The sequence below is a fragment of the Streptomyces broussonetiae genome (assembly GCF_009796285.1).
Lineage (GTDB): Bacteria > Actinomycetota > Actinomycetes > Streptomycetales > Streptomycetaceae > Streptomyces > Streptomyces broussonetiae.
Window position 1 is genome coordinate 8,136,704 of record NZ_CP047020.1, and the last position, 11,110, is coordinate 8,147,813.

An 11,110-nucleotide genomic window follows, 5' to 3' on the forward strand; every position below is an offset into this window, starting at 1 on the left:
GGTTCGGCGGGTGCGCGTGCACGACGGGCGCGCGCGTACGGCGGGTCGCGGGCCGCCGGTGCTTGTCCGGCCCCGTGCGCGGCATTAGCCTCCGCGCGTGATCAACGGTGCACATGTGGTGCTCTACAGCCGGGACCCGGAGGCCGACCGGGCCTTTCTGCGCGGCACGCTCTGCTGGAACTACGTCGACGCGGGCCGCGGATGGCTCATCTTCAAGGCGCCGCCCGCCGAGGTGGCCTGCCACCCCACCGAGGGTGAGCCCGCGCACGAGCTGATGCTCATGTGCGACGACCTCGACGAGACCCGGCGTCAACTCACCGAGCGGGGAGTGGAGTTCACCCGGCCGGTGGAGGAGGTCCGCTGGGGCCGGGTGACCGCGCTGCGGCTGCCGGGCGGTGGCGAGCTGGCGCTGTACGAGCCACGCCACCCACGTCCGTAGCAGCCCCGGCGCCGACCCCGACCCCGGATCCGGCGTCTGCCCCTGGCCCTGACCTCGGTCCTGGCTGCGGCCCTGGCCTCGGTCTCGGCCCTGCCCCGGTTCCGATCGCGCCCCCGACCCCGGACCCGACCCCGGACCCGGACCCGGACCCGGACCCGGACCTGGACCCGGGCCCGTGGAGTGTGCCGTCTCAGGCCGTGACCCGCTGTGCCGGTGCCGGGCGCCGCGCGTCCCGCTCTCCGAGCAGCTCCGCCGGGACGGTGTGCGTCTCGCGGGCCGAGAGTGCGGCGACGACCGGCGGTACGCACAGTGCGGCCGTGAACAGGGCCACCGCCGACCAGTCGTCGCCGCCCGGGCCGGCGATCCGGGCGGCGAAGGTGACCGCGAACCCGGCCACCGCGAAGCCGGTCTGCGTGCCGATCGCCACGCCGGACAGCCGGACCCGGGTGGCGAACATCTCGCCGTAGAAGGCGGGCCACACGCCGTTCGCGGCGCTGTAGAGCACGCCGAAGGCGACGATGCCGAGGGCCAGGGTCAACGGGTAGGAGCCGGTGGAGATCGCCCACAGGTAGCCGGCCATCGCCGCCGCGCTGCCGACCGCGCCGATCAGGAACACCGGGCGGCGCCCGATCCGGTCCGACAGCGTCGCCCACAGCGGGATCGCGGCCAGCGCCACCAGGTTGGCGAGGGCGCCGACCCACAGCATCGACGTACGGGACATGCCGACCGCGTCGCTGGTGGCGTACGCCAGTGCCCACACGGTGAAGATCGTGCTGACCGAGGCGATGAGCGCGCCCGCGATCACCCGCAGCACGTCCGCCCAGTGCTCGCGCAGCAGCACCGCGAGCGGCAGCCGCACCACGCCCTCGCCGGCCGCCTGCTTGGCGAAGGCCGGGGTCTCGCGCAGCCGGCGCCGGATGACGTAGCCGACGACGGCGACCGCCACGCTCAGCCAGAACGGCACCCGCCAGCCCCAGGAGAGCAGTTGGTCCTCGGGCAGCCGGGCGATCGGGATGAAGACGAGGGTGGCGATGAGCTGGCCGCCCTGGGTGCCGCTGAGCGTGAAGCTGGTGAAGAATCCGCGCCGGTGTTCCGGCGCGTGTTCCAGGCTCATGGAACTGGCGCCGGCCTGCTCGCCGGCCGCCGATATGCCCTGCAGGACACGGCAGAGCACGAGCAGGACGGGCGCGAGCGACCCGGCCTGGGCGCGGGTGGGCAGACAGCCGATCAGGAAGGTCGACAGGCCCATCAGGAGCAGCGTGAACACCATGATCTTCTTGCGGCCGAGCCGGTCGCCGACATGCCCGAGCACCAGGGCACCGAGCGGCCGGGCGGCGTAGGCGACGCCGAAGGTGGCCAGCGAGAGCAGGGTGGCGGTGGCCGGGGCGGAGGCGTCGAAGAACACCTTCGGGAAGATCAGTGCGGCGGCGCTGCCGTAGGCGAAGAAGTCGTAGTACTCCAGCGCGCTGCCGATCCAGGCGGCCGTCGCCGCCTTCCAGGGCTGGCCGGCAGGGGCGTCGGAGGCGGGTGCGGGGACGGGCACGGACACGGCGGTGCTCCTTCGGGGGGACTCCACCCTGCGGGGGAGTGAGCGGCGGAGGGACACGACGACGGGTGGGGCCGGGTCTCGGCGTAATGAACCCACTGGATAGTTAGTTACGGTGGGTGGGATGTTGCGCCCGTGTTTCCCGTGTGTCAAGAGTCCGTGCGGGGCCCTGGTGTGCGGACGTCAGTCGCCGGCCCGTTCCGCCGTCAGGTAGGCGATGACCATGTCGCCGAGCATGGTGCGGTAGTGCTCGCGCCGGCCCGGGTCCACCAGGTCGCGGCCGAACAGGGCGCCGAAGGTGTGCCGGTTGGCGACCCGGAAGAAGCAGAACGAGCTGATCATCGCGTGCAGGTCGACCGCGTCCACGTCGGCCGTGAACAGCCCGGACTCCTGCCCGGCGGCGAGGATGCGGCGGATCACGTCCAGGGCCGGGGAGCTGATCCTCCCGAGCTTCTCGGAGGCCGCGATGTGCTCGGCGCCATGGATGTTCTCGATGCTGACCAGGCGGATGAAGTCCGGGTGCTGCTCGTGGTGGTCCAAGGTCAGCTCGGCCAGGCGCCGGATCGCCGCGACCGGGTCCAGGTGCTCGACGTCGAGCTGCTGCTCGGCCTCCCGGATCACGCCGTACGCCCGCTCCAGCACCGCCGTGAACAGTTGTTCCTTGCCGCCGAAGTAGTAGTAGATCATCCGCTTGGTGGTGCGGGTGCGGGCCGCTATCTCGTCGACCCGGGCGCCGTCGTAGCCGGCCCGCGCGAACTCCTGCGTGGCCACGTCGAGGATCTCGGCCCGGGTACGGGCGGCGTCGCGCGTCCGCCCGCCGGGGCGCAGGGGTTCTTCGACGCTGGTCATCGGTTTCCTTAGGGCCGGGGGTGCCTGGGCGCAGCGCTCGTGCGCGGTGCCGGTGATTGTAGAAGCAGGGCCCCGGTTACCGCCGGGGGCCTTCTCGGCGGCACTCGGGGCTGATATAGCTAACGTACTGGTTCGTACATTAACGCTGTCTCGGGAGGTCCGCGTGGCCAAGGACTCGTATCTCGTCGGGTTGGTCGGGGCAGGCATAGGCCCCTCGCTCAGCCCCGCCCTGCACCAGCGGGAGGCGGACCGGCAGGGCCTGCGTTACCTCTACCGCCTCCTCGACCTCGACGTTCTCGGCGTGGCCCCGCAGGCGGTCGGCGAGCTGGTCCGGGCCGCCCGCGACCTCGGCTTCGACGGGCTGAACATCACCCATCCCTGCAAGCAGCTCGTCCTCGAGCACCTCGACGCGCTCGACCCGCAGGCCGAGGCGCTCGGCGCGGTCAACACGGTCGTCCTCGACGCGGGCGGCCGGGCCGTCGGCCACAACACCGACGTCACCGGATTCGCCGCCTCCTTCGCGCGCGGTCTGCCGGACGCCCCGCTGGAACGGGTCGTCCAGCTCGGCGCGGGCGGTGCGGGCGCCGCCGTGGCACACGCCGTGCTCACGCTGGGAGCCGGGCGGGTGACCGTCGTCGACGCGCTGCCCGGCCGGGCCGTCGGCCTTGCCGACTCCCTCGTCCGGCACTTCGGCCCCGGCCGGGCGCAGGCCGCGGGCCCTGACGAGCTGCCGGAGCTGCTCGCGCAGGCCGACGGGGCCGGTGGGCTTGTGCACGCCACGCCCACCGGGATGGCGGCCCATCCCGGGCTGCCGCTGCGTGCGCCGTTGCTCCGGCCCGGGGTGTGGGTCGCCGAGGTGGTGTACCGGCCGCTGGAGACGGAGTTGGTGCGGGTCGCGCGGGAACGTGGCTGTGCGGTGCTGCCCGGAGGCGGGATGGCCGTGTTCCAGGCTGCGGATTCCTTCCGGCTGTTCACGGGAGTGGAGCCGGACCGTGCGCGGATGCTGGCCGACTTCGAGGAGCTGGCCGGGGCGGAGAGTTCGGTCGCCTGTGCCGGATGACCGCCGCGAGCCGTCCTTGGTTGCCCGCGCAGTTCCCGTTCCCCGCGCTCTCTTCGGGCGCGCGGCAGCACAGCCCCGTCAAGGAGTCCAGGTATGCACACCTCCATCGCCACCGTCTCCCTGAGCGGTTCCCTCACCGAGAAGCTCACCGCCGCGGCCCGTGCCGGGTTCGACGGTGTGGAGATCTTCGAGAACGATCTCCTGGCCAGCCCGCTGTCCCCCGAGGAGATCCGTGCCCGGTGCGCGGATCTCGGGCTGCGCATCGATCTGTACCAGCCGATGCGGGACATCGAGGCCGTCCCGCAGGAGGTCTTCGCGTCGAATCTGCGGCGCGCCCGGCACAAGTTCGACCTCATGCGGCGGCTCGGCGCCGACACCGTGCTCGTGTGCTCCAGCGTGTCCCCGCTCGCCCTGGACTACGACGGCCTCGCCGCCCAGCAGCTGGTCCAACTGTCGGAAATGGCAGCGGAGTTCGACATCCGGGTGGCGTACGAGGCACTCGCCTGGGGGCGGTACGTGAACACGTACGACCATGCGTGGCGCATCGTCGAGGCGGCCGGGCATCCGGCGCTCGGCATCTGCCTGGACAGCTTCCACATCCTCGCCCGAGGCTCGGATCCCCGGGGGGTTGCGGAGATACCCGGCGAGAAGATCTTCTTCCTGCAGCTGGCCGACGCGCCGCTGCCGGCCATGGACGTGCTGCAGTGGAGCCGTCATCACCGGTGCTTCCCGGGTCAGGGCGGCTTCGACGTCGCGGGGCTGGTGCGGCTGGTGCTCGCCGCCGGGTACCGCGGGCCGCTGTCGCTGGAGGTCTTCAACGACGTCCACCGGCAGGCGGATGCCGGCTCCACCGCCGTGGACGCCCACCGGTCCCTGCTCCTGCTTCAGGAGGCCGTCGGGACCGCTGAGTTGCCGCCGCCGGTCGTTCCCACCGGCGTCGCCTTCGCCGAGCTGCTCACCGCGGACGCCGAGCCCGTCGCCGCGGTGCTGGCCGCCCTCGGCTTCACCCGCACCGCCCGGCACCGCGGCAAGCCCGTGGACCTGTGGGAGCACGGTGAGGCCCGGATCCTGGTCAACACCGCCGCCGACCGCCGTGAGGGCACCCGGCTCGCCGCGATCGGGCTCGCGTCCGCGGACCCCGCCGCTGCCGCCCGCCGTGCGCAGGCCCTGCACGCCCCCGTCCTGCCCCGCCGCCGAGCCCCCGAGGACGCCCTGCTCGACGCGGTCGCCGCGCCCGACGGCACGGAGTTGTTCCTCCTCGCCGCCGAGGAGCCCCAACTGCACGCCTGGCGTGGTGACTTCGCCGATCTGCAGGACACCCCCGAGTCCGCCTGCGGCACCCGTGTCGACCACCTGGCCCTCACCCAGCCCTGGCACCACTTCGACGAGGCGACGCTCTTCCACCGCGGCGTCCTCGGCCTGGATGCCCAGGAGAGCGTCGACCTCGCCGACCCCTACGGGCTGCGCCGCAGCCGGGCCGTGGCCAATGCCGACGGCAGCGTCCGCATCGCCCTCACCGTCGGTGCGGCGCCCGCCGACGAGACCGTGCATGCCGCGCACATCGCCCTGGCCACCGACGACGTGGTGGCCGCGGCCCGCTCCTTCCGCGCGGCCGGCGGCCGGCTGCTGCGGGTGCCGGGGAACTACTATGACGACCTCGCGGCCCGATTCACGTTTGCCGAGGGCGAGTTGGAGGCCTACCGTGAGCTGGGCATCCTCTACGACCGGGACGCGGGCGGTACCTTCCGGCACTGTTACACCGAGACCGTCGGACGGGTGTTCTTCGAACTGGTCCAGCGCGATCCCGGCCACCACGGCTACGGCGCCGCGAACGCGCCGGTGCGGCTCGCGGCCCAGCACGCGGGGCGGCTCTTGCGTTGAACTGACCGGCCTCTTACCGGATACCCCGTAGGGGTGAGAGGCCGGTGAGACCTATACCGGGTTCAGCTCCGGTTCAGGCTCCGTACATGTCCGGAGGCGGATACTCCGCAAGATCCGGTATGCGCGCTGCGCCCGGATCACCACGTTTTCCGGGAGCCCGAAAGGCCGTTCATGCTGAGCACCCCCACCGAGTCGGTCGTCCGGGACGGCGGCCCGCCGCCCGTGTCCGCGCCCCGCCCGCGTACCAGCAGGTACGAGCGTCCGGTACTGGTGGCCATAGCTGCACTCGCCGCGCTGCTGACCCTGTGGGGCCTGAACCACAGCTCCTACCACGGCTTCTACGCCGCCGCGGTGCGCAGCATGACGGACAACCCGGTCGCGTTCTTCTACGGCTCCTTCGATCCGGGCAACACCCTCACGATCGACAAGCTGCCCGGCTTCCTGTGGCCACAGGCCCTGTCGGCGTTGATGTTCGGCTTCCACCCGTGGGCGCTGGTGCTGCCGCAGGCGCTCGAGGTCGTGGCCTCCGTGGTGCTGCTCCATGTGGTGGTACGGCGCTGGGCGGGCGCGCCGGCCGGACTGCTGGCGGCCGCCTTCCTGGCCCTCACCCCGGTGACCATCGGTCTTGGGCGGTCCGTCACCGAGGACGCGCCGTTCGTCCTGCTGCTCCTGCTGGCCGCCGAGGCCGTGCAGCGGGCGACCGAGCGGGGCAGGGTCGCCCCGCTGCTGCTCGCCGGGTTCTGGGTGGGCGTGGCCTTCCAGTGCAAGATGCTGGAGGCCTGGGCGGTGCTGCCCGCGCTCGCCGCCACCTACCTGGTCGCCGCTCCCCTGGCGCTGCGGCGCCGGCTGCGCGATCTCGCGCTCGCCGCCGCGGTGATGTTCGCGGTGTCGGTGTCGTGGATGGTGGTGGCCGCCCTCACCCCGGGCTCCGGCCGGCCCTATCTGGACGGCACCACCGACAACTCGCCCTTCAGCCTGGTCGTCGGCTACAACTTCCTCACCCGCTTCCAGACGGTCGGCGTCGACGCGGCCGGCACCGGCAGTGTCGCGCCCAACCAGAGCCTGCGGGTGGCCGGTTCGGGCCCCGGCATGGGCGACAGCGTGTGGAAGATGTTCAGCCCCGGGCTCGCCACGCAGACCGGGTGGCTGTACCCGCTGGCCGCGCTCGGGCTCGTCGGCGGCGCGGTGGCCCTGTGGCGGCGGCGCGCGGCCCGCACCGACCGGATGCTCGCCGGGCAGGTGCTGTGGGGTGTGTGGCTGGCGACGTTCTTCCTGGTCTTCAGCTTCGGCAGCGTGACGGGGCACACCTACTACATGGGTGTGGTCGCGGTGCCGCTCGCCGCGTTCGCCGGCGCCGGTGTCGTACAGGCACGGCGGGCGGGCCTGCGGGGCGGCCGGCGCGCCTGGGTGCTGCCGGTGGCACTCGCCGCGAACGCCGCCTGGTGTGTGGGGCTGACCCTGTGGTACCCGCGCTTCTTGCCCTGGGCGGCCCCCGCGGCAGCCGTCCTCGGCGTGTCGGCCCTGGTCCCGGCCGCGATCCGGCGCCGCCCGCGCGTGGTCACCGCCGGTCTTGCCCTGGGCCTGGCCGCGGTCCTGCTCGTGCCCGCCGCGTGGTCGGCGTCGGCGCTGTCGCTGCGCTACAACCAGCCCGGCTCGCTGGCCCGCGTGGGCCCCAGCAGCAGCCGGCCCGGCAACCCCCTCGCACGGCTGACCCCCGCCCAGCGGCAGATGCTCGGCTACCTCACCGCACACCGTGGCGACGCCGAGTACCTGGCCGCGATGCCCGGCTGGTGGTCCGCCGCGCCCTACGTCATCTCGGCGAACGCGCACATCATGCCCATGGGCGGCTTCACCGGAAGGGTTCCGTACCCGTCGTCCGCCCGCTTCCACCGGCTGATCGACTCCGGCCGGCTGCGCTACGTCGTCCTCAAGCGAACCGATGTCCTGGCCGATCACCGGCACCGGGACCACACGCCCGTCGGCGGGCTCGTGCACTGGACGACCCGTCACTGCACGCTCGTCCCGGCGTCCGCGTACGGCTCCCACGACCGGGTGCACCGGCTGTACGACTGCGGCCCGGCCCACCAGAGGTGAACCGGGCCGCGGGCCCATGGACAGGCGCCTTGCGGGTGACGGCCGTTACGGGCAGGCCCCCGCTGCGCACCTGCCGCGCGGACGCAGAGTCGTCACGGCCGTCTGTTCCACTCGGCGATCACCGGCCGCCCGTGCTCGGTCGACAGCAGGCTGACCGTCGCGGTGGCCAGCTGGAACAGCCGGCCCTCGGCGGGGGCAAGGCCCAGCCGGCGGGCGGTGAGCACCCGCAGGAAGTGGGCGTGGGCGACGAGGACGACGTCGCCGGAGTCCTCGGCGAGCGCGGCGTCGACGCGGGCCAGCACCCGGTCGGCACGCGCCCCGATCTCCTGCGGTGACTCGCCCGGGTGCCCTTCGGGGCCGGGCGGCACACCGTCGGTCCACAGGTCCCAGCCGGGACGCGTGCGGTGGATGTCGACGGTGGTGATGCCCTCGTAGCCGCCGTAGTCCCACTCGTGCAGGTCGGGATCGGGCACGACCCCGGTCAGGCCCGCCAGTTCGGCGGTGCGTATCGCGCGGCCCAGCGGGCTGGCCAGCGCGAGGGCGTAGGTCCGTCCGGTGAGGAGCGGGGCGAGGGACTTGGCCTGTTCCTCGCCGTGCTCGGTCAGGGGCAGGTCGGTCCAGCTGGTGTGCTGTCCCGACCTGCTCCACTCCGTCTCACCGTGGCGGACCAGCAGAAGGTCCCCCACGGCGGATCAGTCCTTCTTCTCGACCGCGTGGCCGCCGAACTGGTTGCGCAGCGCGGCGATCATCTTCATCTGCGGGGAGTCGTCCTGCCGGGAGGCGAACCGGGCGAACAGGGAGGCGGTGATCGCGGGCAGCGGCACCGCGTTGTCGATGGCCGCCTCGACGGTCCAGCGACCCTCGCCGGAGTCCTCCGCGTAGCCGCGCAGCTTCTCCAGGTGCTCGTCCTCGTCCAGGGCGTTGACCGCGAGGTCCAGCAGCCAGGACCGGATGACGGTGCCCTCCTGCCAGGAGCGGAACACCTCGCGGACGTTCTCCACGGAGTGGACCTTCTCCAGCAGCTCCCAGCCCTCGGCGTAGGCCTGCATCATGGCGTACTCGATGCCGTTGTGGACCATCTTGGAGAAGTGTCCGGCGCCGACCCGGCCCGCGTGGACGTACCCGTAGGGGCCGTCCGGCTTGAGCGCCTCGAAGATCGGCTCAAGGGCCTCCACGTGCTTCTTGTCGCCGCCGACCATGAGCGCGTAGCCGTTCTGCAGGCCCCACACGCCGCCGGAGACACCGGCGTCCACGAAGCCGATGCCCTTGATGGCGAGCGCGGCGGCGTGCTTCTCGTCGTCCGTCCAGCGGGAGTTGCCGCCGTCGATCACCGTGTCACCGGGCTCGAGCAGGTCGCCGAGTTCGTCGATGACGGTCTGGGTGGCGGTGCCGGCCGGGACCATCACCCAGATGTGACGGGGCGCGTCGAGCTGCTCGACCAGTTCGGCGAGGGACTTGACGTCGGAGACGTCGGGGTTGCGGTCGTAGCCGATGACGGTGTGGCCGGCGCGGCGGATCCGCTCGCGCATGTTGCCGCCCATCTTGCCGAGACCGATGAGACCGAGCTGCATGATCAGTTCTCCGATGCGTTCTTGAGAGTGCGGTAGGCGGCGACGAGGGCCTTGGACGAGGGGTCGAGACCGGGCACGTCCGCGCCCTCGGTCAGGGCGGGTTCGACGCGCTTGGCGAGGACCTTGCCCAGCTCCACGCCCCACTGGTCGAAGGAGTCGATGTTCCAGACCGCGCCCTGCACGAACACCTTGTGCTCGTAGAGGGCGATCAGCTGGCCGAGCACCGACGGGGTCAGCTCACCGGCGAGGATCGTGGTGGTGGGGTGGTCGCCGTGGAAGGTGCGGTGCGCCACCTGCTCCTCGGGCACGCCCTCCGCGCGGACCTCCTCGGCGCTCTTGCCGAAGGCGAGCGCCTGGGTCTGGGCGAAGAAGTTGGCCATCAACAGGTCGTGCTGGGCCTTGAGTTCACCGCTCAGCTCGCCGATCGGGCGGGCGAAGCCGATGAAGTCGGCCGGGATCAGCTTGGTGCCCTGGTGGATCAACTGGTAGTAGGCGTGCTGCCCGTTGGTGCCCGGTGTGCCCCAGACGACCGGGCCGGTCTGCCACTGCACCGGCTCGCCGTCGCGCTGCACCGACTTGCCGTTGGACTCCATGTCCAGCTGCTGCAGATAGGCCGTGAACTTCGACAGGTAGTGGCTGTACGGCAGGACCGCGTGCGACTGGGCGTCGTAGAAGTTGCCGTACCAGATGCCCAGCAGGCCCAGCAGCAAAGGTGCGTTGGCCTCGGCGGGTGCCGTACGGAAGTGCTCGTCGACCAGGTGGAAACCGTCGAGCATCTCACGGAACCGGTCCGGGCCGACGGCGATCATCAGCGAGAGGCCGATCGCGGAGTCGTACGAGTAGCGGCCGCCGACCCAGTCCCAGAACTCGAACATGTTGTCCGGGTCGATGCCGAACTCGCCGACCTTCTCGGCGTTGGTCGACAGGGCCACGAAGTGCTTGGCCACCGCCTTGTCGTCGCCGTCGAAGGCCTTCAGCAGCCAGGAGCGCGCCGAGGTGGCGTTGGTGATCGTCTCGATCGTCGTGAACGTCTTGGACGCGACGATGAACAGGGTCTCCGCCGGGTCCAGGTCGCGGGTCGCCTCGTGCAGGTCGGCGCCGTCCACGTTGGACACGAACCGGAACGTCAACTCCCGTGCGGTGTACGGACGCAGCGCCTCGTACGCCATGGCGGGGCCGAGGTCGGAGCCGCCGATGCCGATGTTGACCACGTTCCGGATCCGCTTGCCGGTGTGGCCGGTCCACTCACCCGAGCGGACCCGGTCGGCGAAGCGCCCCATCTTGTCGAGGACGGCGTGCACCTTCGGCACCACGTTCTCGCCGTCGACCTCGACGACCGCGTCGCGCGGGGCACGCAGCGCGGTGTGCAGCACCGCCCGGTCCTCGGTGACGTTGATCCTCTCGCCGCGGAACATGGCGTCGCGCAGGGCGAACACGTCGGTGGCGGTGGCGAGTTCCTGGAGGAGGGCCAGGGTCTCGTCGGTGATCAAATGCTTGCTGTAGTCGATGTACAGGTCGCCGACCCGTACGACGTACCGCTCGGCGCGGCCGGGGTCCGCCGCGAACAGTTCGCGCAGGTGCGGCCGGCCCTCGGCGCGGTGGTCGGCGAGGGCCGTCCACTCGGGCCGGTTGCTGAGCTTGGGAAACCCGGAAGGCTGGGTTGCTGCCAT

At 72.0% G+C, this 11,110-nt stretch carries 9 protein-coding genes; 4 read left to right on the forward strand and 5 right to left on the reverse strand.

Features of this window, described 5'->3' with window-relative positions:
- Positions 1–97: 97 nt before the first annotated feature.
- Positions 98–439, forward strand: coding sequence for a VOC family protein (locus GQF42_RS37150; RefSeq protein WP_158927285.1), 342 nt, complete (start codon positions 98–100; stop codon positions 437–439).
- Between the two features lie 190 nt (positions 440–629).
- Here the strand turns inward: GQF42_RS37150 and GQF42_RS37155 are convergent, their stop codons facing one another.
- Positions 630–1,988 carry an MFS transporter gene (locus tag GQF42_RS37155; RefSeq protein ID WP_158927287.1) on the reverse strand — a complete coding sequence of 453 codons (1,359 nt, stop codon included), beginning with the start codon at positions 1,986–1,988 and terminating at the stop codon, positions 630–632.
- A 180-nt stretch (positions 1,989–2,168) separates the two neighbouring features.
- A complete protein-coding gene (locus GQF42_RS37160) occupies positions 2,169–2,834 on the reverse strand; it encodes a TetR family transcriptional regulator (RefSeq protein ID WP_158927289.1) in 666 nt (221 codons plus the stop codon).
- 163 nt (positions 2,835–2,997) lie between these two features.
- Here GQF42_RS37160 and GQF42_RS37165 point away from each other — a divergent pair, with 163 nt between their 5' ends.
- The 3 genes from GQF42_RS37165 (at position 2,998) to GQF42_RS37175 (ending at position 7,869) form a co-directional block, all read left to right on the forward strand.
- Positions 2,998–3,894: a shikimate dehydrogenase gene (locus GQF42_RS37165; RefSeq protein WP_158927291.1), complete on the forward strand. Its 897-nt coding sequence runs from the start codon at positions 2,998–3,000 to the stop codon at positions 3,892–3,894.
- Between the two features lie 93 nt (positions 3,895–3,987).
- A complete protein-coding gene (locus GQF42_RS37170) occupies positions 3,988–5,775 on the forward strand; it encodes a sugar phosphate isomerase/epimerase and 4-hydroxyphenylpyruvate domain-containing protein (protein WP_158927293.1) in 1,788 nt (595 codons plus the stop codon).
- 171 nt (positions 5,776–5,946) lie between these two features.
- Positions 5,947–7,869 carry an ArnT family glycosyltransferase gene (locus GQF42_RS37175; protein WP_158927295.1) on the forward strand — a complete coding sequence of 641 codons (1,923 nt, stop codon included), beginning with the start codon at positions 5,947–5,949 and terminating at the stop codon, positions 7,867–7,869.
- A 92-nt stretch (positions 7,870–7,961) separates the two neighbouring features.
- On the opposite strand, the gene GQF42_RS37180 is transcribed toward GQF42_RS37175, so the two are convergent.
- From GQF42_RS37180 to pgi, 3 genes are read right to left on the reverse strand one after another with little or no spacing between them, the layout of a single operon-like run.
- A complete protein-coding gene (locus GQF42_RS37180) occupies positions 7,962–8,555 on the reverse strand; it encodes a histidine phosphatase family protein (protein ID WP_158927297.1) in 594 nt (197 codons plus the stop codon).
- 6 nt (positions 8,556–8,561) lie between these two features.
- A complete protein-coding gene (gene gnd, locus GQF42_RS37185; RefSeq protein ID WP_158927299.1) occupies positions 8,562–9,440 on the reverse strand; it encodes a phosphogluconate dehydrogenase (NAD(+)-dependent, decarboxylating) in 879 nt (292 codons plus the stop codon).
- Between the two features lie 2 nt (positions 9,441–9,442).
- Complete coding sequence (gene pgi / locus GQF42_RS37190; protein ID WP_158927301.1) at positions 9,443–11,110, reverse strand: glucose-6-phosphate isomerase; 1,668 nt, start codon at positions 11,108–11,110, stop codon at positions 9,443–9,445.

Bases quoted from the DNA above. Each gene is read 5' to 3' on its own strand.
- GQF42_RS37160 (WP_158927289.1), bottom strand. From the start codon at position 2,834: ATGACCAGCGTCGAAGAACCCCTGCGCCCCGGCGGGCGGACGCGCGAC.
- pgi (WP_158927301.1), bottom strand. From the start codon at position 11,110: ATGGCAGCAACCCAGCCTTCCGGGTTTCCCAAGCTCAGCAACCGGCCC.
- gnd (WP_158927299.1), bottom strand. From the start codon at position 9,440: ATGCAGCTCGGTCTCATCGGTCTCGGCAAGATGGGCGGCAACATGCGC.
- GQF42_RS37170 (WP_158927293.1), top strand. From the start codon at position 3,988: ATGCACACCTCCATCGCCACCGTCTCCCTGAGCGGTTCCCTCACCGAG.
- GQF42_RS37175 (WP_158927295.1), top strand. From the start codon at position 5,947: ATGCTGAGCACCCCCACCGAGTCGGTCGTCCGGGACGGCGGCCCGCCG.